Below are 26,462 nucleotides of genomic sequence, written 5' to 3' on the forward strand. Positions count from 1 at the left end.
TTTGCTTGTGTATGCAAAAGTTTTTTTCTATAGCTTTATGCCTAGATTATGGGCATTGAAGCAGAACGACAAACAACTTTTATAATCGTGATTTACAAGTAAAAAATCAAGCAGGTTAAAGCTGCAATTATAAATCCTAGCAAGCTACCAACTATTACATCTAAAGGATAGTGTACCCCAACATATATTCTAGAAAATGCCATTAAAAGTGCCAAAACTAGACAAAGAATACCAATACTTCCCCCAGCAGTAATCATCACTACTGTGGCACAAGCTATTGATGAAGCTGCATGTCCAGAAGGGAAAGATGTGTCTTTTTGCGTTTTTATTAACAGCCTTACTTCTTTGTGTTTCTCGTATGGTCTAACTCTCTTTAAGCTTGTCTTGAGGATATAGCTAGAAAATAACCAAGTTGTTATCAATGCTCCAATCATTAAAACCCCTGATCTTCTAGTTTGTTTAAATGACATAAAAGCTAAACCTAGAACAATCCAGATCGCTCCGGCATCGCCTAAGTGAGTATAAATCTTAAAAAACTTGTCCAAATATTTATTCTTAAATAATTGTTGAATAGCTATTAATAATCTTGCATCGTATAATTCTAATCTTTCCACTCATAACCTCGCATTATTTCATTACCTGAGTATTTGCAGCTAATATATCTTGCATAAATTGTATATCGTCAGGATAAAGTTTGATAGTGTTTTGCATTTTCTCTATTACTTCAGCGTTTGTAATCACATCATCTATTCTAGCAATAATAAAAATATCATTTTCAGCTTTTTCGGCATCGCCAAGTAGGATGAGGTGTTCTAAACCTTTATCTGCATATAAATATGAGTACCTTGACTTAATTTGTACTTCATCATTTACAATCTTAGAATTAGCTTCCAAAGCTGCTTCTATTCGATCTGCTCTGCCTGCTGATTCTAGCATTTTCGCATTTTGTAGTTCACGGTTTCGTGTATAGATATCGTAAGCGCTTTGCCCAGTAAACATTAAACTTTTCTGCTTCGTTTCATCGGCAATTTCATATATTGTTATGTGTCCGTTTATTTCATTCTTACCAAGTAGTTTATGTTCTTGCCAAATATTGAGATAAACGGTCATTTCTTTCTTATTGATGACGTCGTAAGCTTTATAAGTTCTCTGTATTTCACCCTTTTTTAATGGAGTTACGAAGATTAGAAATGCTAGGGCAAAAATTACTAAGATAATTAGTAGGAATCTTTTTGCTCTACGTTTCTTGAGAAATTCTTCTAGAACAGGATTGTCAGATTCAGAATTGGCATTTGTAGGTTCTACTCCAGCCATCTTTAAATCTAATTTCTCTTCACTATTGTGTTTGTATCTATCCTTTGTCATTACTAACCTCTCCTATATTTAGCTAGTTCATTATACAATATATTGAAGCTGAAATAGTTTAAGTAAAGATTAAACATATCATGGTTGAAGCAATTTCATTGAAATTAAAAAGGAGCAGATAAGAATCTGCTCCTAAAGTTATACTGTAACTTAATATATTAAAATCATTTACTATTCATCACTATCCAAATCTCTATCCATATCCAAACTTACGTTAGGGATATGACTCTTGGATGTATCTTCTTTGAGCTCTTCCACTGCAGATTCGTCTAACTCAGGATCTGGAGTGTCTGCTATAGATTTAACTGCAGAAACTAATCCTGCCATATTTTGCAATTCTGATGGGACGATAATCTTAGTTGCTCTACCATCAGCAACCTTCTCCATAGCTTCCATTGCACGTAAGCTTAGAACTGCTTCATCAGCTTTAGCTGCTTTAAGTAATTCCATACCTCTAGCACGTGCCTCGTAAACTTTGAGAATAGCTTGAGCTTCACCTTCAGCTATACGAATTTGTGATTCTTTATTAGCTTCCGCTCTCAAGACTGCAGATTCTTTTTCACCTTCAGCTCTTAGAATTGCAGATTCTTTCTCACCTTGGGCAATCAAGACACTCTTACGTTTCTCACGCTCAGCCTTCATCTGTTTCTCCATCGCATCTTGGATCTCAGGAGGTGGCAAAATATTCTTCAACTCAACTCGATTAACCTTGATACCCCATGGATCTGTAGCATCATCAAGAATCTCACGCATCTTAGTATTGATAACGTCTCTAGATGTCAAAGTCTCATCAAGTTCCAAATCACCAATAATGTTACGCAGAGTTGTTGATGATAAATTATCAATAGCGTTGATTGGGTTATCTATACCATAAGTGAACAATTTAGGGTCTGTTACTTGGTAGAAAATAACTGTATCAATTCTCATGGTAACGTTATCTTTGGTGATAACAGCTTGTGGATTGAAGTCTGCAACTTGCTCTTTGAGAGAAACTGTGTGTACAGCCTTATCTACGAAAGGCATCTTGAAGTGCAAACCTGCCTCCCAAGTTGTCAGGTATGATCCTAACCTCTCGATAATCTTAACGTGTGCTTGTGGAACAATTTTTACGCAGGATAGAACCAAATAGACTACCAATATAAGTAGTATCAACAGGAATATATCCATGGCACCAATTCCAAAAATTAATAAACTCATTTATTACCTCCTTTGCTTCTCGCTAAATGTTTCTCTTGTTTTTCTGCTTTCTTCGATTTCTTCTATTACTTAGAAACTATTAATTTAACCCCTTGTATAGATAAAATTTTAACTATCTCACCTACTTCTATTTCTTCAGATTCTGGATTCGCAACCGCTCTCCATTCTCTGCCCTTCACTCTTACCAAACCTTTATTATCCAGAGCATTAATCTTTTCAATTACAACTGCTTCTTCTCCGATTAAAGCATCTACATTAGTTGGCACATGTGAATTTTTGCCGATGTTTAGCTTATCTTTAACCATCAAGAAAATTATTAGACCTATTCCCGAAACAACTAACATTAAAACTATCTGCCAGGTAAGACTCATGCCAGAAAGTGATGCGAACAAAGCGACCACACTTCCTAGAACAAACCAGATACTTACCAGTGCTACTGTTCCTAATTCAACTGCCAAAAATAATAGACTTAAAACCAACCAAAAAATCCAAGCTTGATCCATAAATAACCTCCTATCCTAATAATTAAGGAAGAGTTTTGTTTTCCTTGTTTAATTATATTTTACCATAATAATTTTGGCAATAATTTCTGTACTAGGCCAGATTCGGTGTAAAGTGCAACATAAACTGAAATTGTTTTTTGTACAATGTTAATTGTTTACGCTATGGCTAAATATTTACTATTTGCACTGTTTCCTTCTAATACTTTCCTTGGGTAACTATTAATAAATTCCTCTAATTTATTTATTTCTCTCTGTGGTATATCTTTTAGTTTTGTACCTTTAGGAATAAAATATCGGATAAATCCATTTAGATTTTCATTGCTTCCTCGCTCCCAAGATGAGTATGCATGCGCATAATAAACACTAGTTCTATATTTCTCACTATGTATAGATTTTTCCATGCTTTTCCAGTCTTGAAACTCTGCTCCATTATCTACCGTTATACTCTTAAACTTTTCTCTAAATGCTCTTGCTCCTAGTTTTCTTTCTATAGAATTAAGCTTCTTTACTACAGATTCTTGTCTTTGCGTATTTATCTTTAAAATAATGCATTCTCTTGTACATCGATCTACAAGTGTCAATAAACAAGTCCTATCTCCCTTACTAGACTCTATACAATCCATCTCCCAGTGCCCCGTCTCTGTACGCTCTTCTATAGCTTTTGGTCTATGGTTTATTCTCTTCTTATCTGGTGGAGATAAGCGCTTTTCTATATAGCGTTTTCTTTGTCTAGGTTTATTTCCTTTACGTGGAAGGTCTTTCATTGTTACTTCTAGGAAGACTTCTTTTTCTACATAGTTGTAAATAGTTCTAGTACAAAGTCTTTTATCTGTAGGCCAGCCAACTCTGTCAAAATACATTGTTATTGCTGCTGGAGAGAATTTAAGATTATTTATTCTATTCATCTCTTTTCCTATTAGCATGTTTTCTATTATTTTGGCTAATATATGGTCGTTACTAATCTTTAAAGATGGTCCTTTATTACTCCAAGTTTTTTCTACTGTTTTCTGAGCTACTACAGAGGAATATGCTGTGTATTCTTCTAGCATAGAATTCTTTTGTTTGACTTTACCGCGTTTTAGTTCTCTAGATAGAGTTGCTTCACTCCAGCCTAATATCTTTGCTAACTCTTTTTGATTTAATTTATCTTTTTTAGGTCGCTTCAAATTCTCATTATATAAATACTCTAGATGCTTTCTATCTTCTATTGTTAAATGCTGACCTGCTTCTCTTTTCCTGATATAATGTAATTGGCTCATACGATCCTCCTTTGTTTCGTTTTTCCAATTAACATTGTACAGGATTGTTTGAGCCTTTATTATTTCAGTTTATTTTACAACTCGCCCTAGGCCAGATTCGGAGTTTTTACATTTTCTTTAACAATTGTGAAGTGAGTGCAAATCAACACTAACAGTGTTTACTCTGTGTTAGAATTTTGGCTATGTATTTAATTTATTAGATAAGGAATTGACGTATGAAGTTTAATAATCTACAAGAATTTAGGGAAGCTCTACAGAATGTAGCTGCTGACAAGGCTTATAACACTGAAGAAGCATACTTAAATTCTGGAAATATTGAGGATTACTTTTTTAAGAAAAATCTGCTCGCTTACAAAAAGTTTCACATTGAATCTAGTCAAAGTGACAACAAAGACAAGGTTCATTTGGCATTTATATTTTCTTTTTTCGAGGTAATTGCGGGCGAACATAGCGAGAACATCGGCATTCATTATACTGATATGCGTAGCAAAAACCAAACTTGGATATTGAATAGAATTGATCTGGATATTAAAGCTTTGCCCAACAAATACGATAATATTAGAGTATACACCTGGCAATCTAAGCAAAGTGCTGTCGGTTTTTACCGTGAATTCTTAGTATTTAATGAAAATAATGAAGCAATAATTGCAGCTAGAAGTTTCTGGTCAATTATGGATCTAAGTTCCAGGACAATTATCCCAAGTAATGAGATAGTAGCAAGCCAAGAAAATCCGTTCATCCTTCCGGTCAAAACTACAAATGCTAAACTAAAAAGTATTAAAGCAAGCCTTCCTGAAGATGACAATAAAATTAGCTATAAATACCTAATCGGCTGTAGCGATCTCGATGCTAACAATCACGTAAATAATACACGCTATATAAATATGGTTATAAACGCTGTGGACTTTCTCAATTTAGGCTTGGACATAGAAAGTTTCGAGGTCAATTACACGAGCGAATTGGTCAAAGGCGATCTCGTATCAATTGAAGCAAGTATAGTTGAAGAGACCAATGAATATTATTCACTTGCAGTCTACATTAAATTCTTAGATAATTTAATCGAATCTAATAAACAAGAAGAGCATGATTCACTAAAAGCATTAGTTAAACTTAGAAAATAAATTAGAATTATAGAATAATAGGTGTCGAGCTCTTGAGAACTAATTAAATGGATTCTAGAAGAGCAATTAAAATAGTTAGTTTGCAATAATACTTATGGAGAAAACTATGTTTAGAAATGATGAAAGAATATATAAATATCCTTTACACCAAGTTACTGAATTAAATGACTTACGTGAGATGGCAGAAAACAGTGCTGAGAAATATGCAGACAAAAATGCCTATTTTCTCAAAGATCCTGTAGCCTTGCGAGAGCTTGATCCTAGATCTCCAGAAGCACAGAACTTCAAGGTCAATCCTAAGGACGATTATAGAGGCGTAAGCTATTCTGAGTTTAATAACGACAGACTTGCTCTAGGAACTGCTTTGCACAATCAAGGTCTCAATATGAATGAGAAAGTTGTAATCCTATCCGAGACCCGTTATGAGTGGTACGTTAGTTACTTAACCACCGTTTCTGGACTTGCTGTTGTCTGCCCAATGGATATTGCTCTAATGGATAATGAGTTGGAGAACTTACTCAACAGATCTGAAGCTAGCACAATCTTCTTCACTAGTAAGCAAGAGAGCAAGCTTAAAGCAATTAAGGATAATCTAAAATTTGCTAAACATTTCATTTCTTACGATTTGCCAAGCGAAGAGACCAAGATTTGTTTACCTGAAGGCGCCAAACTAGATTTCTTCTGGGACTTAATCGATGAAGGAAATTTACTCCGAGACAAGGCAAACTTCGAATATGACAAGTTACCAATAGATAGAGAGGCACTGGCTGTACTCCTCTTCACATCAGGAACTACATCAACTGCCAAGGCAGTAATGCTTAGCCACAAGAACTTAATCACCAACGTTATGGACTCCTGTAGAATGATTCAGTTCGATGAAAATGACTCTGTGCTTTCTGTATTGCCATTGCACCATACTTATGAAGCTACAGCTGGTTTCCTGATTCCACATTATTTCGGTGGTACAGTTGCTATGTGTGATGGTCTGCGTCATATTACCCACAACATGCAACAGGCCCAAGTCACAGTCATGATTGCAGTACCTTTACTACTAGAAACTATACATAGACAAGTCAAGAAAAAAATTGAAGCCGACGAAAACTTAGAAAAGAAATTCAATCTTGCTGTTAGAGTTACAAGATTCTTAAATAAATTTAATATTGATATACGTAAAAAAGTTTTCAAAAACATCCATGATACTTTTGGCGGCAAATTGCGCTATATAATTTGTGGTGGTGCAGCCGTAGAGCCACAAATCCTACGTGAGCTGAATGAATGGGGATTAAATGCGTTCCAAGGCTATGGACTGACAGAAGCATCTCCTATATTTGCTGTTAATAGACCAGATTATCATGAAGACGCTGCTACAGGATTGCCAATGCCAAGTACTGAAGTTAAGATTATTAACCCAGATGACAAAGGCATAGGAGAGATTATAGGTCGTGGTCCAAGTATAATGATCGGCTATTATCAAGATGAAGAATTGACCAAAAAAGCTATAGACGAAGATGGCTTCTACCACACTGGAGACTACGGATATATAGATGATAGGAATTTCGTCTACATTACTGGTCGTGAAGCTAATATAATAGTTACAAAAAATGGTAAGAACATCTTCCCTGAAGAGATTGAATCTGTCATTCAACAAGAACACCCAATAATTGCTGAGATTGTCGTTTTCGGCGAGCGTGATGCTTCCGGTGAACAAGTCATTACTGCAGAAGTTTATCCAAACGCGGAAATTATTGAGAAAGATCCAAACCTCAAGGGCGAAGCTTTGACCTCAGAAAAAGTTAGAAAAAGAGTGCGTGAAGTTGTTAATTCAGCCAACTTAAACTTGGTCCCTTACAAACGTGTCAAGGCTGTAGAACTAAGGGATGAGCCCTTCCCAAGAAACACTTCCAGAAAAATTCTGAGAAACAAAGCACAACGAAATGTTGATACAGTTGAGTCTGTTAAATCCAATAATTAAAGGAGTGTTGTATGTCGTACGGTATTTATAAATATCCTCTTATGGACTTACGTCAGGTTAGAGATTTGCGTGAGATGCTAAACACATCAGAAGAGCTATATGGAGAGAGAGCTGCTTTTCTAATTAAAGATCCGGTTGCACTACGTGAAGTTGAGCCAAAGTCTGAAGCTGCACTAGCATATAAGCCAAATCCTAATGATGAGTATAGATCGATTAGTTTCAAGCAGTATGCGAGCGATGTCAGAGCTTTTGGTTCTTATTTGAAATCACTAGGCATTCAATCGGATGATAAAGTTGCAATCGTTGCTGAAACACGCTATGAATGGTATGTGTCATATCTCGCAACAGTTAATGGTTTAGCCATTGTAGTTCCACTAGATAAGAATTTAGGCCCAGCTGAGATTCTTAATAACCTCGAGCGAGCTCAATGCAACACAGTAATTTATTCTAAGGCTACTGCTGATAAAGTTGAGGCTAACTTGGGCGAGATAAATTTTGTTAAAAACTTCATAAATATGGATTATGTTGCTGACCTTGCTGCCAATCATCCCGAAGTTTATTTCTGGGACGTATTAGCAAAAGGATACGCTATTAGAGAGCAAGACAAATCCTATGATAAACTAGAGCTAGATCCAGAAGCTTTCAGTATTTTGCTATTCACATCTGGAACCACCTCAAAATCTAAGGCCGTCATGCTCAGTCACAAAAATATCTGTGCAGTTGTAAATGGTGCTCCAAGTATGGTTGACCTAAAAGAAGCCACTTGCCTATCTATTTTACCTTTGCATCACACCTACGAAGCTACTTGCGGATTCCTTATTCAGATTTATCTAGGTAACACAATTGCTGTAGGCGACGGTTTACGACACATAGTCAAGAACGCTGATCAAGCAAAAGTAACATTATTTCTAATGGTTCCTGCAATTCTTGAAGCTATTTATAAAACAATTCAGGGTAAACTTAACGCTGACCCTAAATTAGCCAAGAAATTCTCATTTGGTCTGAAACTAACTCGCTTCTTAAGAAAGTTTGGTATTGATATACGCAAAAAAGTATTCAAATCTGTTCACGATATGTTTGGTGGAGAATTAACACACATTGTTATTGGTGGTGCAGCCATTGAGCCAAAAATTCTAGACTTCTTCAATGATCTAGGCTTTGCTGCAATTCAAGGATATGGTCTGACTGAGTCATCACCTATATTTGCTCTGAACCGTGAGAAGTACTACGACTCAGCTTCAGCAGGTTTGCCAATACCATCAATGGAAGCCAAAATCATCAATAAAGATGCCAATGGCATTGGAGAAATTGTCGGTCGTGGTCCAAGCATTATGATCGGCTACTACCAAGATCCAGAGAGAACTGCCGAAGCTATTGACTCAGAAGGTTTCTACCACACAGGAGACTACGGTTATATCGACGATAGAGGTTTCATCTATATCACAGGTCGTAAAGCAAATATTATCGTTGCCAAGAATGGTGAAAACGTCTTCCCTGAAGAAGTAGAATTCGTTCTAGAGCGTAATGAGATTATCAAGGAAGTTGTCGTTTATGGTGAGCGTGATGAGAAATCAGAGCAAATAATTACTGCAGAAATTTTCCCAGATGCTGACTATGTAAAATCTGTCCTTGGAACAACAGATCTAAATGCTCCAGAAGTTAGAGATGCTGTAGACCAAGCTATTAAAAATTCTAATAGAGAATTAAACACTCAGCAAAAAGTACGTGACTTCCATATTAGAACGGAACCTTTCCCAAGAAATACTTCTAATAAGATCTTGCGTAATAGACATCAAAAAAACGTTTAGTAATTGAATCGCTAAATTGTTAAATTGATAATTGTTAAATTTTAAATTTGTTAAACCGCTTAATCGAACTCCATATTTATTAAATTTTCATGAATTTATGCGTATGGAGTTTTATTTTGTCAGAAAAATACTTTGACTATCAAAGTATTTTGTTATAATTCAAATACCTAAGCTTAAAAAGTGAAACTTAAGAGCTTAGAAGAATAAGAAAAAAAGAAGTTTAAGAAACTTTTTCTAATTAGAAAGAAGGTAAACCATGTTTCAAAACAATGAAAAGATGTATTCATACCCACTACACGAATCTTATAGGTCCAGAGATTTACGTGAAATGATTGAGAGAAGCGCAAGCTTGTACGCAGAAGAGAACGCTTTTTTACTCAAAGACCCAGTTGCTCTACGTGAATTAGATCCTAGATCCGAGGCAGCAATTAATTTCAGAATAAACCCTGATAACGAGTATCGTGGAATTACTTATAGACAAGTTAATGAAGATCGCAAAGCCTTAGGATCTGCTATGCTCGATTTAGGCATAAGCAAAGATGATAAAGTAATCATCCTAGCTGAAACACGCTATGAATGGTACATTACCTATCTCGCTACAGTTTGTGGTTTGGCAATCATTGCACCAATGGACAAAGAGCTCCCAGCTAATGAAGTAGAAAACTTGATCAATCGTTCTGGTGCTAATACAATATTCTACTCACGTTCCCAAGAAGATAAACTACTTGGAATCGCAGATAATATCAAACAAGTTAAGAATTTAGTTTCTTATGACCTACCAACAGAGAATAGCTCTAAGTTGGCTGGAGAAGACAAAGATCTTTTCTTCTTATGGGATTTAATTAATACCGGTAATTCAATAAGAGCAAACGGAAATACACAATACGATAACTTGCCTATTGACCCTCGTGCCTTAGCTGTATTGCTATTTACTTCAGGTACAACTGCTAAGTCAAAAGCTGTAATGCTCTGCCACGACAACCTCTGTGTAAATATCTATGATGTATGTCTAACTGTAGAATTTGATAAAAACGATACCCTGTTATCAGTTCTTCCACTTCACCACACTTTTGAAGCAACAGCAGGTTTCCTTTTGCCACTTTCAAGAGGTGGTAAAATTGCCATGAACGATGGTCTACGTCATATTGCAAAAAATCTACAACAATCGAAAACTTCAATTCTTATTGCTGTACCTTTGTTGTTAGAAACTCTCCACAAGACAATTCTGCGTAAAGCTACAGGAGACGCTAAGGTAGCTAAGAAATATAAGCTAGGTTTAAGCTTGGCGAAAGCTTTAAATAAAATCAAATTAAACTTCAACGACAAAATTTTCGCTGAAATTCACAAAGGTCTTGGTGGACACTTACGTCTGCTCGTCTGTGGTGGTGCAGCGATTGAACCTCAAATTTTAGCCGACTTTAATGACTGGGGAATTACAGCAATTCAAGGTTATGGTGTAACTGAATGCTCACCGATAATCTCTAATAACCGTCCTAAATACAAAGAACATGCTTCAGCGGGTCTACCTACACCTCACGTCGAAGTTAAAATAATAAATGAAGACGAAAATGGTATTGGAGAAATCATCGCTCGAGGACCGAACGTCATGCTCGGTTACTACGAAGACCCTGAGAAAACTGCAGAAGCTATTGACTCAGAAGGATTCTACCACACCGGAGACTACGGTTACATCGATGATAGAGGTTTCATCTATATAACTGGTCGTAAAGCAAATATCATTGTTACCAAGAACGGTAAGAATATTTTCCCAGAAGAAATAGAGTTCGTTCTCCTCAAAGAAAACATCATTGAGGAAGTAGTTGTCTACGGCGAAAGAGACGAGTACGGCGAACAAATTATTACTGCTGAGGTTTTCCCTAGTGTTGAGGAACTAGCTAAAGTTCTAGAAACTAACGCAAAAGATATAGATACTAGTGTTTTAACAGGAAGTGTTGCTGAAGGACTAGTCAAGGATGCAATAAGCAAAGCCAATAAGGAACTACAAAACTTCAAGAAGGTCAAAGACATAGTTCTACGTGCGGAACCATTCCCAAGAAACACCTCAAAGAAAATTCTTAGAAATAAAGAGCAAAGAAATGTATAATAATCGAAGAGATGTGATGAACATCTTTCAATGATATTTTCTTTTACAGAAACAGAGAAGCCCAACATTGCCTGTTGGGCTTCTTTGTTTTTTTTCGAATAGATATGTTGGAGAAACTTTTTTGAATTGCGCAAAACTAAGATATGCTATAGAAGCTCTTGAAGTAATTATCGTTAGCTAGTAATTCCTCAAAACTTCCTTGCTCTACTACCCTACCATCTCTAAGAACAATAATCTGATCGTATTTCTTTAATAAGCTTTCATCTAAAGAATGTGTAACCATAATTCTTGTCTTCTCAGTTAGCCCCAAAATATCTTTAGTAATTTGATAAGTAGTTTCTTTGTCCAAGGAAGAAGTAGCTTCATCAGTTAAAATGATTGATGAATCTTTGAGCAAGGCCCTCGCTATAGAAATCCTTTGTTTCTCACCACCAGAGAGATTTTTACCATTCTCTCCACAAAGATAATCCATACCCTTATCTGCGATTAATTTATCCAAAGAAGATCTTCTAATAACTTCTTGAACTTCCTCTGCAGGGAAATCCTGGAACATTGTAATGTTATCCAAAATTGAAGCATTGAAGATAAACACGTTTTGCTGGATCATGCTAATCTCTTCGTAAACTGAGTCAAGTCTAGCAGCGTTCAACTCTATACCGTCATAGAGAATGTGGCCTGCATCTGGTCTGACTTCGTCCATCAATAGCTTAAGCAAAGTTGATTTACCAGAGCCACTCGCTCCGACTAGGGCGTAGCTTTTGCCTTTTTTGAATTCTAAATTAATATCTTTTAGAATTGTTTTGTCCTCTTCATAGGCAAAGTTTATATTCTCTAACTTAATTGAATTTTGTAATTTTCCTAGATCTTCATCGCCTTCAACAACTGCATTTGAATCGATTAATTCGGCAGCTTTTTCTATAAGAGCTACAGCAGCTTTTCTCTCAGAAATAATCCCTGGAAGATTAGCTATTGGCTGGATTATGTAATTCATAAGGTTAATAAAAACTATCATCATACCAAGAGTAAAACCTGTGCCCTCCTGCAGGATCAAATAGACACCGAAGAGAGCTACACCAAGTTGACTAATAGCCCCTGCAATACCAGAAATTGCTCTTACACTAAGGTTAGTTCTATATCCAGATTCCTTGTCATTCTCCAATTCAACATTGCTCTTCAAGAGGTTATCTAATACTGGCGCTTCAGCCTTGAAATTTTTGACAAGTGGGAAACCTTTAGTAAAGTCCGAAATCGTAGCAATAAAGCTCGCATTCCTCTGAGAAATATTTTTCTCTACTTCAATCAACTTATTACCTGTAATCATGGAGGCAATTATCGGCAACACAGTGAGAATAGCAGAAACTAGGGTCATCATTGGAGAGTAATAAAGCATCATTCCCAAAGCTCCAAAGAAGCTGACTGTATATGTCAAAATATTGATATTACTCTTTATGTACTTATCCTCTATAGAGCTAGCATCTGCAGTCAATGTTGTGACATATCTAGATGAATCTTCACTGCTAAAATCTGTAATGCCTTTGTTTATAATTCTTGCCAAAATAAAATTCTTATAGTTGGCTGAAGCATTTCTTAAATACCTTGGAAATATACGAGCATCACTGAATTCTATCAGTATTACTACTAGCAAGAATAACCCTAAGATTATTGTCATCTGCTGGAAACTGAATGGCGAAGTCTTTGTAGCAACGTCTGTTAATTGTTGCAAAATCCAAGAAAGAAAAATCCCTTCTGAAGCTGATAATATTGCCATTACTATTGAAATTACAAAGTATTTTTTGTTATTCTTGTAGAATTGGCTTATCAGAGTCTTCTTGGTTGAGGTGGTTTTGTTTGCAGGTTCTTGAGTGTGTGGATTAACTTTCGTATTTAAGTCGCTCTTTCTCATGGTTTTCTCCTTTTGTTTATGTGGAGCCAGAACAATTTCTAGCTGGTTTAATGTTTTTGAAGATCTTGTTTGATGGTTCATGCCATCTTTGTCTATTAATGCAATCTTCTTTGTAACATCTTTGTACTTATCTTTATGTAATTCTATGTACTTTTTCTAGATAAATTTATCTTTACAGCTGTTTAATTGTCTTTAATTATATGTGATTTAAAATTTTAAAAAAGCGACTGGTAATTTAGTTTTTAAGCAACTTTATCAACTGCAGGTTGATTTTTCTATCGAATTGAGGTGGAGTGGAGTGTTTTTTAGTATTTTGAGGCTAATAGAAAACACAAGTAAAAAAATAACACATCTTTCAAAGGAGCCTTCACTTAGGGATTGTAAGAAAAAAGTTTTTGAGTGACGTCTTCAAGCGGTGATAAAAGAAATAACGACCATACAAGAGTATGAAAGCTCCTGTGTGGTCGTTTTGTTATGCTCAAGTACCAAAATGGTATGTGAGATTATTTGCTTTCTTGTTCTACAGAAAAAATGAAGTCAGCCATCACCATGGACGCGTTTACCAAAAGTCTAGCGTGATGTTCTTTAATGGGAATCCTATTTGCACCAACCCCATGAGCATCACTATCCTTATTTCTCATTTCTGCTATTGAAAATACAATGTTATTTAATCCAGAAAGTAGGGTATTAATCCTTCTATCGGTGTTAGCATCCGTATGCATGTTATAGAGAGTTCTAACTTGTTTATATAGTTTTCCAATGTCACCGCTATCAGAAGGCTTCTCATTTTTCTTTTCTATTACATAACAAAATGTCTCTTCTAATAAGGTTCTCGATTTTGTTATTGCACTATCGAAATCATTTTGCTCGATATCTCTCATAGCTCGTGAAGAGATACTTTTGATATATTCTCTATCTATAGTTGTTATTGCCGGAACAACTATTTCGACTTTATTGCCTATTGGGTGGATCAAATAGTTATTTCCGACAATAACGAGTTCATTTCCACCAAATAATAGTAAACCATTTATTTTCTCAATAACTGTGGATACGATTGTTTTATGTGCATCATTTATCTCATTCGCACTATGCCCATTCAATTTTTTTGAGAATTGGTTTAATGAAAACATATGAGCTAATAGACTAGAACATTTATTATTCTTAATACAATATTCAAGTAAATTATCTAGGTATTGCCATCTACTTAATGCTCCACCATTCCAAGAATATGTTGCAGGAAGACCGAATAAAGTGGACAGAGTACACAAATCTGATCCGGATAGATAGGGCATTGATATTTTTATAGTTGTACAATCATCGAATTCATAATCACCATATTTAGTGTCACCATCAAGGATAGCGATAATTTCTTTGTTTCTTAATAAAGAAAAAAGGTTATTCATTAATATTTCACCGTCCTTATTAAGCAACTGTTCTGTATCGAGTATATACATACTCATATATCTGCTGACGATACATAGAGATGCTAACCTCATCGTAGCACTCCGGCAATTCTGCCCAAAGGGTATCACGGATAAGATTATCAATAGCTGCTTTTGTTTCTTGCTTATCTGTCCAATGGTTAAATTCAGCAATTTTCATTTTTATTTTCTGTAGTAGTGATGCTGCAACTTCTTTAAGTTTTTTGATGTCCGTTTTGCTCAAATCATCACGGAACAACATATCATAAAGAGAAAGTTCTTCATCACTTGTAAAGCCTTCACGGATATAGCGTTGTTCTTCTTGGCTCATTTGATTAGCCAAATCCATCAATTCCATGAAAGTCTTCTCAATTGTGGCTCTGTCCTGCTCACTGTTATAATCATCGATGATTTGTTGATAGCGTTCGTAGTAGTTAATTCGATCAGGATTAGCAAAAAGCATACTATCAAGTTTCTGCTGGATTACTTCCTCTAAATCCTTTAGAAAAAGATTCTTTTTCTTAACCTTTGCGAACTCTCTACGAAGAAGGTCAAAGTCAATTGCACTGATATCAAATCTGCGTGGTTCTTCACGCACCATAGTAGGTGTATTCTGAATCTCAACATATGCACTAATAATTCCATTTATTTCAACCATAAGGTCAGTGGTATTGATATGCTTACGCTTTTTCTGCAGTTCAGCATAGATAGCTGCAATAGCTTCATACTGCTTACGAGTGTGACCTGTGACATCATCTCTGTCAATATATTTCATAAGACGATTCAATTCAGACGCATATGTAGTATATGTTTTTTTATCTTCAATCGAACCACATACTGCATTCGCTGCTTCCTGAAGGTACGACAGTTTCATAAAATCATAGGCATTTATTAGCATTTCTAAATCAAAGTCATTCTCACTCAAGAATTCATTCGCCTTACCAATAGTTTCGATAATGCGATCAATAAGTTTACCCTTATCTATTGTAGGATCTAAGCCAGCATTTCCGCTTACATTAGCAGTGTAATCTGCAAGAGCTTTTCTTAAAGCTTTTACGATTCCAATATAATCTATAATCAAACCATTACTTTTACCTTCGCTTACACGGTTGGCACGTGCTATGGTCTGCATGAGTGTATGAGCTTTTAATGGCTTATCGAGATATAGGCATGAAAGGCATTTAACATCAAAACCAGTAAGCCACATTGCACATACAAATACCACACGGAGTGGATTTTTTGCATCCTTAAATTCTTTATCTAGCTCACGATTTTCCATCTTAGTACGGTGGGTTTTTATGTCTAAACCCCATTTTTTGAATGTTTGGATTTCGTTCTGCTCCTGACTGATTACCACAGCCATTTCAGTTTCTTCCATCCATTTTATTTTTCTTTCAAGTTCAAGAGTCTCTTGTTGACTAGCATTTTTCAAACTTGCTTTTAAGCTTTTAATTTCTGCTTTCCAATATTCTTGCACGTAATTATACATACGAACGCAAGTCACCTTGTTTAAGCAAACAAACATAGCTTTTCCACTTGTCCACAAATCAGAGTAGTGTCTCACAACATCTTGTGCAATAGATTTTAATCTAGGCTCAGCTGTAAGTAGGTGTATCTCTTTTGCAAATTCAGCTTCAAGCTTATCCTGTTGGTCAAGATCTAGGTCAGCATTTTCGATAGCATCAAGAATTTGATTTGTTATTTCAGGATTGTGTAAATCAATAATCTTTTCACCACGATTTTCGTAGTAAAGAGGTACTGTAGCACCATCTTCAACGGCTCTCTTGAAATCATAGACTGATACATAGCCACCAAAGGTACGAGCAGTAATATTATCACTTGAAAGCAAAGGCGTACCTGTAAAGCCGATGCGTGCAGCAGTAGGCAACAACTTCATCATATTATCAGCGAAGATACCATACTGGCTACGATGTGCTTCATCTGACATGATAATGATATCATGATCAGAATAGATAGGCTTTTCATTAGGTTTATTAAACTTCTGTATCAAAGTGAAGATAAAGCTTGGATTCCCTTGTAGTTTCTTAACGAGGTCATCTCCACTTGTAGCAATGAATTGAGAAGCCTTTATATTTTTACCAAGAAGTCCACAATTCTCAAAGGTATCACTGATCTGCGTATTAAGTTCATCGCGATCTGTAAGGATAACGAAGGTTGGCGTTCCTTCCATTTTTCGTCGTACTTTTTTTGCAAAGAAAACCATTGAATAGCTTTTGCCGGATCCTTGTGTATGCCAGAACACGCCAAGCTTACCATCATTAAGATTTCTTGCAGAATAAGCTTTCATCGCCTCGTTCACACCGAGGTATTGGTGGTTACGAGCGAGTATCTTTGCAGTGAGACCATCAGAATGGTCATATAGGATAAAGTTCTCAAATAAATCAAGGAAGTTTTCTTTCTTACAAATTCCGCGAAGCATTGTTTCAAGAGCAACATTTCCTTGGTCTTCTTCAGCAAGACGCTTCCATTCATGAAAGAATTCAAACTTACTGCCAAGTGTACCAACCTTAGCTTCTGTTCCATTTGAAAGCATAAGGAATGCATTGTAATAGAATAAATGTGGAATGGTATCTTGATAATCAGTGTAGTTATCATCATAGGCATTTTGCACGTCTACTGTGGTCTTCTTAAGTTCTACAAAGAGAAGTGGAATGCCATTTACGAATCCTACAATGTCAGTTCTTCTACGATATAGATCTCCATGAATTTTAAGTTCCTTTATTGCAAGGAAATAATTATTATCAGGATTATTAAAGTCTATCACTGCAGCCATTTTTGTTTCAGTCTGTCCATTTGGCTTTTTTACTGTAACTGGAATACCATCACGAATTAAAAAATATTTTTCTTCATTCACCTGTAGGAGTGAAGATGTCGACAATCTCTTTTCTAAAATCTGCTGGGCTTCAAAAATCTGATTTTCATTTATCCACGGATTAAACTTTTTAAGTGCCTCTTTAAAATAGCGAGTAAGAAGAATATCTTTATAGCTTTCTCGACCGAAAGTTCCATTTTTACCTAGCACTTCAGTATTATAAGCGAATTGAACATCCCAGCCTAACTCATCACGCAGCAAATTACCTGCACTTTCCTGAACAAGAATATTCTCTGAATAATCATAGCTCATGATTGGGCACCTCTATCTTTAATTTATTATTTGAAACTCCCAATAGCTGTAATTTCATCATTCTTTCTTTAACATTTTTCTGAGAGTTTGCATTCTTTATAAACAGTGGAGACTTATCATCAGCTTTCCTGATGAGCATCCATATTAATGTGAAATTCTTTACCTGAGCATCATTTAATTTCATTGCAATAGATTCAATATCAGTTAAAGAATTTGCATCTAAAAACATAAACAACTTTCTTAACAGACCTGCAATCAAATCAGATACTTGTACGTATATATTCTCGTGTGACTTTACAAACTGCCAGTTATTAAATTGAATACCATTCTCATATAATTCCAAATCAGCTATTTGCTTTTGCACTGTAGGTTCTTCGTCAAATATGTGATTTGACTTACTAAAGATTTCACATCTCTCTGTATAGAAGATGTAATATTCTTGGATAAGCATAAATGGTTCATTATCCTGAACAAAAATCAACTTATCAAGTTTTCCGGCAGTCTTTAGCATTTGTCTTAACAGCTCTAAAAAGAAACCGGAATCATATTCACTATCGTCATTATATTCCCATATCAAAGAACATATTTCATTACAAAAAGCAGATACATCTTTAACATCAGGATATGTGTGTCTTATAAAAATATTGATTACTTCGTCTTGATGCTCAATCACAAAATCATACAAAGCACCTTTGATATCCCACATATACATGACGCACTGAGGATGTGTTTCCCATAGAGAATCTACAATATCAACCAGTGAATAATAAAGATTATTCAACGCACTGTAATGAATATACAAACCACTTTTGCTTAACCATTTCAAAAATCCTGTGGCTCTTTTACTGCCTATGAAAGATTGGAAGTCTCTTGAATTATGATACAGGTGTTTGAACTTTAATTCCTTTTGACCTTCTTTATAATCTAGTTCTGCGTATAATGAGGGAACATCAATGTCACAAGACTTACCTTCATGTGCAACACCAGCTAATACAAAATCACCCTTCAGAGCATCGATATTATTAAATCCTGTATTCGTAAGAGAAAACTTTCTGCAGTTACCACTCTCATCGTAATAGAAAGTCATCTCTTCTTCAAAAGGTGGTATACTATTCAAATCAAACACAGTTTTCTTTTGATCTTCAATATTGATTCTTGTCATGCCTACACCTCAATTTCTCCACTCATTAACTTAGGCAATAAGCGGTCACGAGCTTGAGATAATTCATAACATTTTTCTCTCAACTTTTGAATTTGAGATAATATTGGCGAAATCAATCTATCAAATTCATCTGCAACATCTTGTGACGGAATTAAAATAGATTCTGCCTTAAGATACTTAAAATGGCGAGCATAGTGATAGTTGGATAAATCTACAGCAATCAAAGACAAATATAATAATGATTGTGGCATATTAGTTCTATCGCTGATAATCAACTGTGTTCCATCTGCTCCTTTTGCAAAAGGGAACTGAATGTATTTCAGAATTCTTGTATGATCACCAAAAACAATTACTGGTGTTCCTGTATTCACCAATGCCTCACTATCATTTGTATAACCAGCGATAAAATCACGACTCTGATCGATAATGGGAATTGAACCTTCTAATAGGTAATCTGCAGTTTTAATTTGTTTTGTACGAGAAACCTTACCTATAACGTTTCCAATCAATTCTTTGCTCCACCCCTCCGGCACTCCATCAACAAGATCCACATCTTCATATCCAGGAAAACGCAAATCCACAAACCATTCCTTGTAAATCCTCTGGGCAGCTTCTTCGAGAAGTTTAATTTGTTTTTGGCTGTTTTCAATGAGAGTATCATATGATGTTAATATTTCAGCTACTTTTTTTTGCACTGTATATTCAGGCAAGTAAAATCTATAATCACAAATTTTAGTTGGTGATGTATGGTGTACAGTAGCTCCTGTTGATGTATTAGCTATAGACTTTTGATAATCATGCGTCTGCATAACATAATAAATATATTCTCTACATACATCTTCATCCTTAAAAACAATCAATCCAATTCGTTGATTGTGCAAATACATGCGTTTTGAATTGCAGGGAATCTTTGCACTGTAACCTAATGTATCAATTGTTTTGCTCAAGTCTGTCATTGTTACAATATAATCGCCTTCTTGCAGAACATAACTATCAGGAATTTGCCCATTAAAAAACTTACATTTTTCTTCTTTAAATCCACCACCAATTTTAAAGTTACCCGGTGTTACTAACACAATACCATTATCTTCTGTAATGATATGATCCCCATCAAACGCATATCCATGTTTTATTTCAATAATATCGCCTAATCTTCTTTTAATCATAACCCCATCTCCTTCAAATTCTGCGAGATGGCATCCATCAAGTCGTTTGATTCTTTATGAAGAGAAAGAAGTTCCTTGTGAATTTCAGTCATGCGTTCTTCAAAGTCTACCCCATCATCTTCAATAGGTTCCACACCTACATAGGCTCCTGGAGTTAGTGACCAGCCCTTTTCTTCAATTTCAGAAATGGATACTAGTTTACAAAGACCAGGGACATCGGTATAGACGCCGTCACCGAATTTTTCGTAGAGCCAGTTTGCTTCCTTTGCTATTGTGAGAGTTTCGCTAAGGTCTGCTAGCTTTATATCATAGGCCTCTTGAGTCTTTTTCTTTTCACGCTTTTCAGCCGCTTTGACTGCTTTTTTTGCTTCTTTTCGAAGGGATTTTTCTTTTTTTGATAATTCATGCACTTGGTCCTCGAAAGCTTTATCACTGCCTAGAGCAGAGCGATACTCGTTAAGAAGATCAACGTATTTATCAAGCTCTCCACGGTAAAGCCATACAATGGCATTCATATTTTTAAGTTGCCATTCAGACCATTCGTTAAGAGTACGGTCAACTACTGTATAATAGTTTCTTGCATCAATGAAAAGGACTTTGTCTTTGAGTGCATCAGCTTTTCCCTTATCAAAGAACCAAAGAGAACAAGGTAGTGATTTGGTATAAAAAAAGTTATTTCCAACACTTATCATCGCATCTACATGGCCTGTTTTAATAAGGCTTTCTCTGATATTTTTATCTTTACCTTGACTATCAGTAGCAGAGGAAGCCATAACAAAACCTGCACGACCTTTTTCGTTAAGATAACTATAGAAATAAGAAATCCAAAGATAATTAGCATTTCCAACTTCTTTATTTTTATTAATGCTTGGCATTCCAAAAGGTAAGCGTTTTGCACTTTCACATGATTCTGCTTTAACCTTATCTACATTGAAAGGTGGATTTGCCATCACGTAATCGCAGCAGCCATCAAGGTTGTGTGCATCGTGATAAAAGCTATTTGCTTCGTCACCAGATTTAATCACACCTGTAAGTCCATGTACAGCCATATTCATCAGACAAAGCTGAGCATTATATTCAACCTTTTCCTGACCATAAAAAGTCATAGCTCTATTAGCATTCATTCCTGTAGCATTTACAAAATCCCCGGACTGAATAAACATACCCCCGCTGCCGCAAGCGGGATCGAGTAAGACTCCACTTTTAGGCTCGATAATATTAACAATCATCTTTACAAGAGACTTAGGTGTAAAGAAAACACCGTCATCTGATGCAATATTCTTTGCAAATTTATTTAAGAAGTACTCATAGATTCTTCCGATAATATCTCCACCAACTTCATCAAGTGCAGAGTTATTAAATATGCGAAGAAGTTCTGCTAAAATCTCATCAGAAAAATCAGTATAGCTTTTAGGAAGCACACCAACCAACTGTTCGCTTTGATCTTCAATGAGCTGCATAGCGTTATTGACAACTTCTCCTAAACTTTTCATGCTATGACCGTCTTTATTAACAAGTCCAGCAGCTGAGATATCTTCTGGAAGATTTAACAAATAATCATACTGTGCTTCTTTAGGAAGATATAATGCACTCTTTGCTGCAAAGTCACTTGCCTCAACAGGTATAACTCGACCACCACGAGATGGACGTCCTTTTAAGATTTCTGCTTCAACCATTTTGTATCTGCTGTATGCGTAGCGTAGGAAAATAAGCCCAAGCACAGGCATACAATATTGATTTGATGTAAGCTTTGAACCTGCACGTAATAAATCAGCAGATTCCCATAATTCTGATTCGAGTTTTCTTATATTAATCATTTCGATTTTCCCTCTACCTTAAAGTCAAGCCATGCATCTTCAACACCTGTATAGTCCACATCATTCTTAAGGCAGAACTCTTTTATATTTTTCATCGCAATAAGGTTAGGCTTTGCTTTACCGCCTTCCCATCTATTAACAGTAGAAAATGCCACCTGTATCTCTTTGGCAAAGTCCTGCTGTGTTAAAAAACATCTCTGTCTGATTCTTTTAATTTCTTTTGGAAATTCCATGTTGCATATCTTTCTCTTGAATATCTCGAAAATATAGCGTTATTATACCGCAAAACTATAATTTCTTCTACCTATCCAGTCCATCTGTGTAGTTTCCAAGCAAAAATGTCATGTATAAGTGTCAAGCAAATATGTCACCCATAAATTAAAATAAAGGAATGAAAATTATGGTAAATGACAAAGATATTATTAGAATGAACACAATTTCTCAATTAATCTCATGATTAATTACTAATGAAGAAGCTGCCTCAGCACTAAGTCTAAGTGTTAGATCTGTCCAACGTTTGAAAAGAAAGGCAAAAGAATTTGGAATAGAAGCAGTTTTACATGGTAATCGTGGAAAACAGGCACATAACGCTATTTCTATTGCAGATAAGAATTTTATAGTTAATTTAGCGCTCAATGAATTTAAAGCATATAACTTCTCTCACTTTCGAGATGTGTTAGAAGAAGATTACAACATAAACATATCTAGGAGTAGCTTACATAGTATATTAAAGCAAGAAGGTATCGTCTCTCCAAAGCGCAAGAAGCGTAGACCTAAATATCATCGTTCAAGAAAAAGGCGAGGCTCTAAGGGTGAGTTAGTACAAATAGATGCTAGTCAGTTCGATTGGTTCGGTACTGGTGAAAAAGTTTATTTACATGGGATTATTGATGATTCTAGTAGTGAAATTCTGGCTCTATATTTTGCTAAAGAAGAAACTTTAAAAGGATAAACAGAATGTATGCAACAAATGAATAAAAAATATGGTCTGCCGTTATCTATATATTCTGATAGTAGAACCGTATTCCATTACAACCCCAAAGAAGAAACTAGTCTTAGCTTAGATGAACAATTAGCAGGAGTCATCTTTAAAGAACCTAACTTTAAGAGAGCATGCAGAGAATTAAGAATTTCCTTAATTTTAGCTAAGTCTGCTCAAGCTAAAGGACGAATAGAAAGACTTTGGCTAACATTACAAGATAGATTACCTTTAGAACTTAAACGCATGGGTATTTCTAATATCGCAGACACGAATAAATTTTTACTCAAATTTATTAATAAATATAATGCTAAATTTGCAGTTGAACCTGAAAATGTCGAATCTTCTTTCTTAAAAAGTATAGATGCTGAAGAGTTGTACACAAGATTTTCACAACAAAGCTTTAGGCAATTAAATTCAGGTCTAACCTTCAGTTACGCTGGTAAAAAATACAGCATAGATACTAAAGAAAATAAAATAACCCTAAAACCAAAAAACTCAAATTATTGTTTGTGACAGCTATAAGCTTGGCATTAGGGTTATAGTTAATAATCTCTGCTTAAATACCATCGAAGCTAATCGAAGCTAATCGAAGCTAAAGATTATGTAGAAAAGGATATCAATACTAAACAGAAAAAACAATTAAATAATCAAAAATCTCATAGTCCTGTTAAAATAGAAACAAGCAAATCACCTTGGCGTAACTTTAAATATGGTAAAGCTATTAGGAGGTGACATATTTGCTTGTTAGTTAGGGCGTCATTTTTGCTTGGCATTCACAAAAGAAAGATAACGTAAAAGTTAAGTCGTTACAAGCGTATATTGAACCAAAAGGAACACAGTTGCTGTTACAAGATGAATGTAAGGAAGTATTCTTATCGCAAATTAAAGATGAACACAAGATTGTCGATATTCTTGGTAAAGGATATACGATTCTCGGTCTTCCTTTCTTCAATCAAGAAAGCCGAATGGCTGAATTCAGCAAAGCTATCGATGAGTTAGTAAAAAAGCTATAAGTATTATATGGACTATATATAATAACCCCAAAGGAGGTGGGATAGTAATGGTAAACAGGCGTGCTAATGCAGTATTGTTTGGTTTTGATTTTCAGAGGAATGCTGCAATTATTCTCATGCTAGAAAACATCAAAGATTTAAACTCTGTTCGCCTGGAGGGCAATGCAGAGGATATAGAACTGACATTAGATAATGGTCTCAAAATTCTTGCGCAAGCAAAGGCTGTTGAAAAGAGCAGTCATGATTTTTCTAATGTCCGTCAAAACCTTAAAAAGGCACTGATTTCTCTCTCAGAAGGATCTCAGAAAACAACGCCACAGCAATTAATTTTTATCACCAATTCTCCTAATCCTTTCAAAGATTTGGGTTCACATAGTGTTTTTAGTGGATTCCCTACTCGTAGAGCGTTTTCCACTTTGCCACCCTCTGCACAGAAAATAGTAACTAATTATCTTACTAATATAGAGAATCCTCTTGATTTGCAGAAGTTCACTGTGCAAGTATTCCCATTCGAAACAGATGATGAAGCAGAACGATACAAAGCTGTCTTGCAAGCAATAAATGATTTTATTGGTACCCTTAATGTTAATTCACCGGGTCTTGGAAAATGGTTGCTCCAGATATGGAATAATAATCTTTTCACCAACGGATCAAAACGAGATCCATCTATTGAGCTGTCAAAAAAAGATATTATATGGCCTATATTGGTGCATGAGACAGATATTAATTGCTGCGAAGATGATTTTTTAAACCAATTTGAATTAGGCGTATATGAAGAGATTGTTCGACTTTATAGTACTACCATCGATTCTTGTTGTGAACGCATTGAATTCTTTACAAAAATACTTTATGACTATATTGAGTTTCCCAGCACAAAAAAAGCTATGGAAAAGTGTAATGACTTCATTGACAATTCTTGGGAAAATTACAAATCAGAATTTTCTTCAGGCTGTATCGACGACAATACGTTAGAAGGACTTACGAAGGTTGTCTTATATAATGTAATTCGTCGAAGAATTACCATTAACAAGGTTAAACAGGGGGTGAATCTGTGATCATTCAATCTATTCGAATAAAAGAAGGTCTATTTGAACGCACTATCAATTTCTCAGATGGTGTAAATCTTATTTTTAGTGAGGAAAACAGTAAGGGAAAAACTACCCTTCTACGCTTCATGCTGTACTCTCTAGGTTATAACATACCCAATACTAAAAATATCAAGTTTGACCAATGTGAGGTTATTTCACGAATTTTAGTCGATAATATTGGCGAAATAACCTTATCTCGCTTTTCTTACGATTTTATTGAAGCAACGATTTCAAACGAAAAGAAAACGTTCATATTGCCCGACCAAATGCATGATTTACATAAAATAATATTTGGAACGAAAAATACTGATGTATTGAATAACATTCTTGGAGCAATTTATACTGACCAGGAAAAAGGATGGACACTTCTTAATCGTGGTACCGTCATAGGAAGCATTCGCTTTAATATTGAAGAACTGATTCGTGGATTATCCGATTGTGATTGTAGTGATTTGATTCGTAAAGAAATACAGCTTTCTAAGGAACTCTCCAAATATCGTCAGATGTTCAGTGTGGCTAAATACCGTGATAAAATCATAGAAGAAAGTGGCACACTTGTATCTGATTCCTATTCTGAAGAATCTGATGCAGTTATAGCACAACTTTTGATACAGCAAAAAGCACTTCAAAGTGAACTAAGGAGAATTGATAAAAGTATTTCAGATAATAAACGAGTACGACAATATGTGGCTGAAATGAAATTAATTATTCAGTTGCCAGATGGAACAGAATTCCCTGTTACTTCCGAAAGTATCGTTGGACTCTCTGATACTATAGATTTTCTAATCACCAAACGTAAAATCACTTCTTCCGAGCTGAAATCTGTAATGCACCAGTTAGAAGATAAACAAAAAGAACAAACCAACGAAACAGAACAATTAGCATTTTTCCAATCAGAAAGTATGATTGACATTTTTGATAGACGTGTTTCTTCTATCCCTATCAATGCGAGTGTTATTAATAAAGAAGTAAAACGCTTGGAAAAGACACTAAGATCCATTCGTCAAGAAATATCTAGCAAAACCAAGTCGAATACAGGCGTAGTAAATTCTCTTTACCAAAATATGGTTAAATATGCTTCTGAACTTGGTGTAGGGAACAGCGATTCTATTGTGCAATCATATCTGTTTACTTCTAATTTAAAAGAACTATCTGGTGCTGTACTACACAAAACAGTTTTTGCTTTTCGCTTAGCATACATTATCGAAATCGAAAAATATTTACATATTAAACTACCGATTATTTTGGATTCACCCAGTGGTAAAGAAGTGGATAGAAATAATATCCAGTTGATGATGAATATACTTAAAAGAGACTTTTCTGGGAATCAGATTATTATCGCTTCCATTTTTAAGTATGATTTTGACTCTCCGAATGTGATAGAGCTTCGCAACCGATTGATAGAGAGCTAATTTTTTCGATTAAAATGAACCGAC

General features: G+C 35.4%; 21 protein-coding genes. 9 read left to right on the forward strand and 12 right to left on the reverse strand.

Annotated features, from left to right (window positions below; genetic code table 11):
* Window positions 1-92: 92 nt before the first annotated feature.
* The 5 genes from C5Q98_RS05815 to C5Q98_RS05835 all read right to left on the reverse strand — a co-directional run bounded on the left by C5Q98_RS05815 (window position 93) and on the right by C5Q98_RS05835 (window position 4,324).
* Entirely contained in the window at window positions 93-614 is a 522-nt protein-coding gene (locus C5Q98_RS05815) for a phosphatase PAP2 family protein (RefSeq protein WP_106012707.1), read from the reverse strand.
* Between the two features lie 13 nt (window positions 615-627).
* A complete protein-coding gene (locus tag C5Q98_RS05820; RefSeq protein ID WP_106012708.1) occupies window positions 628-1,365 on the reverse strand; it encodes a hypothetical protein in 738 nt (245 codons plus the stop codon).
* Between the two features lie 171 nt (window positions 1,366-1,536).
* Window positions 1,537-2,532 (reverse strand): SPFH domain-containing protein, encoded by a 996-nt coding sequence (locus tag C5Q98_RS05825; RefSeq protein WP_106013090.1) that lies wholly within the window; start codon window positions 2,530-2,532, stop codon window positions 1,537-1,539.
* Between the two features lie 95 nt (window positions 2,533-2,627).
* On the reverse strand, window positions 2,628-3,065 hold the full coding sequence (locus C5Q98_RS05830) for an NfeD family protein (protein WP_106012709.1): 438 nt from the start codon (window positions 3,063-3,065) through the stop codon (window positions 2,628-2,630).
* 155 nt (window positions 3,066-3,220) lie between these two features.
* The gene (locus C5Q98_RS05835) at window positions 3,221-4,324 is read right to left on the reverse strand and encodes an IS30 family transposase (protein ID WP_106012011.1); all 1,104 of its coding nucleotides are present in this window, start codon (window positions 4,322-4,324) and stop codon (window positions 3,221-3,223) included.
* A gap of 215 nt (window positions 4,325-4,539) precedes the next feature.
* Here C5Q98_RS05835 and C5Q98_RS05840 point away from each other — a divergent pair, with 215 nt between their 5' ends.
* The 4 genes from C5Q98_RS05840 to C5Q98_RS05855 all read left to right on the forward strand — a co-directional run bounded on the left by C5Q98_RS05840 (window position 4,540) and on the right by C5Q98_RS05855 (window position 11,329).
* On the forward strand, window positions 4,540-5,445 hold the full coding sequence (locus tag C5Q98_RS05840) for an acyl-[acyl-carrier-protein] thioesterase (protein WP_106012710.1): 906 nt from the start codon (window positions 4,540-4,542) through the stop codon (window positions 5,443-5,445).
* 106 nt (window positions 5,446-5,551) lie between these two features.
* A complete protein-coding gene (locus C5Q98_RS05845) occupies window positions 5,552-7,417 on the forward strand; it encodes an AMP-dependent synthetase/ligase (protein ID WP_158695723.1) in 1,866 nt (621 codons plus the stop codon).
* 11 nt (window positions 7,418-7,428) lie between these two features.
* Window positions 7,429-9,225 carry an AMP-dependent synthetase/ligase gene (locus tag C5Q98_RS05850; RefSeq protein WP_106012712.1) on the forward strand — a complete coding sequence of 599 codons (1,797 nt, stop codon included), beginning with the start codon at window positions 7,429-7,431 and terminating at the stop codon, window positions 9,223-9,225.
* A gap of 256 nt (window positions 9,226-9,481) precedes the next feature.
* Window positions 9,482-11,329 carry an AMP-dependent synthetase/ligase gene (locus C5Q98_RS05855; protein WP_106012713.1) on the forward strand — a complete coding sequence of 616 codons (1,848 nt, stop codon included), beginning with the start codon at window positions 9,482-9,484 and terminating at the stop codon, window positions 11,327-11,329.
* A gap of 136 nt (window positions 11,330-11,465) precedes the next feature.
* Here the strand turns inward: C5Q98_RS05855 and C5Q98_RS05860 are convergent, their stop codons facing one another.
* The 7 genes from C5Q98_RS05860 to C5Q98_RS05890 all read right to left on the reverse strand — a co-directional run bounded on the left by C5Q98_RS05860 (window position 11,466) and on the right by C5Q98_RS05890 (window position 22,176).
* Window positions 11,466-13,232: an ABC transporter ATP-binding protein gene (locus tag C5Q98_RS05860; protein ID WP_158695724.1), complete on the reverse strand. Its 1,767-nt coding sequence runs from the start codon at window positions 13,230-13,232 to the stop codon at window positions 11,466-11,468.
* 503 nt (window positions 13,233-13,735) lie between these two features.
* Window positions 13,736-14,728: an abortive infection family protein gene (locus C5Q98_RS05865; protein ID WP_242967356.1), complete on the reverse strand. Its 993-nt coding sequence runs from the start codon at window positions 14,726-14,728 to the stop codon at window positions 13,736-13,738.
* Window positions 14,655-17,798 (reverse strand): type I restriction endonuclease subunit R, encoded by a 3,144-nt coding sequence (locus C5Q98_RS05870; RefSeq protein ID WP_106012716.1) that lies wholly within the window; start codon window positions 17,796-17,798, stop codon window positions 14,655-14,657. The genes C5Q98_RS05865 and C5Q98_RS05870 overlap by 74 nt, the downstream gene beginning before the upstream one ends.
* Window positions 17,788-18,960 carry a DUF3800 domain-containing protein gene (locus C5Q98_RS05875; RefSeq protein WP_106012717.1) on the reverse strand — a complete coding sequence of 391 codons (1,173 nt, stop codon included), beginning with the start codon at window positions 18,958-18,960 and terminating at the stop codon, window positions 17,788-17,790. Before C5Q98_RS05875 ends, C5Q98_RS05870 begins: the two co-directional genes overlap by 11 nt.
* A 2-nt stretch (window positions 18,961-18,962) precedes the next feature.
* The gene (locus C5Q98_RS05880; protein WP_106012718.1) at window positions 18,963-20,126 is read right to left on the reverse strand and encodes a restriction endonuclease subunit S; all 1,164 of its coding nucleotides are present in this window, start codon (window positions 20,124-20,126) and stop codon (window positions 18,963-18,965) included.
* Window positions 20,123-21,943 (reverse strand): type I restriction-modification system subunit M, encoded by a 1,821-nt coding sequence (locus C5Q98_RS05885; protein ID WP_106012719.1) that lies wholly within the window; start codon window positions 21,941-21,943, stop codon window positions 20,123-20,125. Before C5Q98_RS05885 ends, C5Q98_RS05880 begins: the two co-directional genes overlap by 4 nt.
* Window positions 21,940-22,176 carry a helix-turn-helix domain-containing protein gene (locus tag C5Q98_RS05890; protein ID WP_106012720.1) on the reverse strand — a complete coding sequence of 79 codons (237 nt, stop codon included), beginning with the start codon at window positions 22,174-22,176 and terminating at the stop codon, window positions 21,940-21,942. Before C5Q98_RS05890 ends, C5Q98_RS05885 begins: the two co-directional genes overlap by 4 nt.
* Window positions 22,177-22,460: 284 nt before the next feature.
* Between C5Q98_RS05890 and C5Q98_RS05895 the strand changes: the two genes are divergently transcribed.
* From C5Q98_RS05895 to C5Q98_RS05915, 5 genes are all read left to right on the forward strand, one after another.
* A complete protein-coding gene (locus tag C5Q98_RS05895; RefSeq protein WP_106012721.1) occupies window positions 22,461-22,895 on the forward strand; it encodes a hypothetical protein in 435 nt (144 codons plus the stop codon).
* A gap of 18 nt (window positions 22,896-22,913) precedes the next feature.
* Window positions 22,914-23,438, forward strand: a complete 525-nt coding sequence (locus tag C5Q98_RS05900; protein WP_158695725.1) for a hypothetical protein — start codon at window positions 22,914-22,916, stop codon at window positions 23,436-23,438.
* Window positions 23,439-23,764: 326 nt separating this feature from the next.
* Entirely contained in the window at window positions 23,765-23,938 is a 174-nt protein-coding gene (locus C5Q98_RS05905; protein WP_205728422.1) for a hypothetical protein, read from the forward strand.
* Window positions 23,939-23,985: 47 nt separating this feature from the next.
* Entirely contained in the window at window positions 23,986-24,993 is a 1,008-nt protein-coding gene (locus C5Q98_RS05910) for a hypothetical protein (protein ID WP_106012724.1), read from the forward strand.
* Window positions 24,990-26,438, forward strand: a complete 1,449-nt coding sequence (locus C5Q98_RS05915) for a hypothetical protein (RefSeq protein WP_106012725.1) — start codon at window positions 24,990-24,992, stop codon at window positions 26,436-26,438. Before C5Q98_RS05910 ends, C5Q98_RS05915 begins: the two co-directional genes overlap by 4 nt.
* Window positions 26,439-26,462 lie beyond the last annotated feature (24 nt).

The sequence above is a fragment of the Fastidiosipila sanguinis genome, assembly GCF_002998295.1.
GTDB classification, from domain to species: domain Bacteria; phylum Bacillota; class Clostridia; order Saccharofermentanales; family Fastidiosipilaceae; genus Fastidiosipila; species Fastidiosipila sanguinis.

What these genes read in the sequence shown, in the direction of transcription:
- C5Q98_RS05830 (WP_106012709.1), bottom strand. Translation starts at nt 3,065, where the DNA reads ATGGATCAAGCTTGGATTTTTTGGTTGGTTTTAAGTCTATTATTTTTG.
- C5Q98_RS05875 (WP_106012717.1), bottom strand. Translation starts at nt 18,960, where the DNA reads ATGACAAGAATCAATATTGAAGATCAAAAGAAAACTGTGTTTGATTTG.
- C5Q98_RS05850 (WP_106012712.1), top strand. Translation starts at nt 7,429, where the DNA reads ATGTCGTACGGTATTTATAAATATCCTCTTATGGACTTACGTCAGGTT.
- C5Q98_RS05820 (WP_106012708.1), bottom strand. Translation starts at nt 1,365, where the DNA reads ATGACAAAGGATAGATACAAACACAATAGTGAAGAGAAATTAGATTTA.
- C5Q98_RS05840 (WP_106012710.1), top strand. Translation starts at nt 4,540, where the DNA reads ATGAAGTTTAATAATCTACAAGAATTTAGGGAAGCTCTACAGAATGTA.
- C5Q98_RS05890 (WP_106012720.1), bottom strand. Translation starts at nt 22,176, where the DNA reads ATGGAATTTCCAAAAGAAATTAAAAGAATCAGACAGAGATGTTTTTTA.
- C5Q98_RS05910 (WP_106012724.1), top strand. Translation starts at nt 23,986, where the DNA reads ATGGTAAACAGGCGTGCTAATGCAGTATTGTTTGGTTTTGATTTTCAG.
- C5Q98_RS05855 (WP_106012713.1), top strand. Translation starts at nt 9,482, where the DNA reads ATGTTTCAAAACAATGAAAAGATGTATTCATACCCACTACACGAATCT.
- C5Q98_RS05880 (WP_106012718.1), bottom strand. Translation starts at nt 20,126, where the DNA reads ATGATTAAAAGAAGATTAGGCGATATTATTGAAATAAAACATGGATAT.
- C5Q98_RS05825 (WP_106013090.1), bottom strand. Translation starts at nt 2,532, where the DNA reads ATGGATATATTCCTGTTGATACTACTTATATTGGTAGTCTATTTGGTT.
- C5Q98_RS05865 (WP_242967356.1), bottom strand. Translation starts at nt 14,728, where the DNA reads ATGAGGTTAGCATCTCTATGTATCGTCAGCAGATATATGAGTATGTAT.
- C5Q98_RS05845 (WP_158695723.1), top strand. Translation starts at nt 5,552, where the DNA reads ATGTTTAGAAATGATGAAAGAATATATAAATATCCTTTACACCAAGTT.
- C5Q98_RS05860 (WP_158695724.1), bottom strand. Translation starts at nt 13,232, where the DNA reads ATGAGAAAGAGCGACTTAAATACGAAAGTTAATCCACACACTCAAGAA.
- C5Q98_RS05885 (WP_106012719.1), bottom strand. Translation starts at nt 21,943, where the DNA reads ATGATTAATATAAGAAAACTCGAATCAGAATTATGGGAATCTGCTGAT.
- C5Q98_RS05900 (WP_158695725.1), top strand. Translation starts at nt 22,914, where the DNA reads ATGAATAAAAAATATGGTCTGCCGTTATCTATATATTCTGATAGTAGA.
- C5Q98_RS05870 (WP_106012716.1), bottom strand. Translation starts at nt 17,798, where the DNA reads ATGAGCTATGATTATTCAGAGAATATTCTTGTTCAGGAAAGTGCAGGT.
- C5Q98_RS05835 (WP_106012011.1), bottom strand. Translation starts at nt 4,324, where the DNA reads ATGAGCCAATTACATTATATCAGGAAAAGAGAAGCAGGTCAGCATTTA.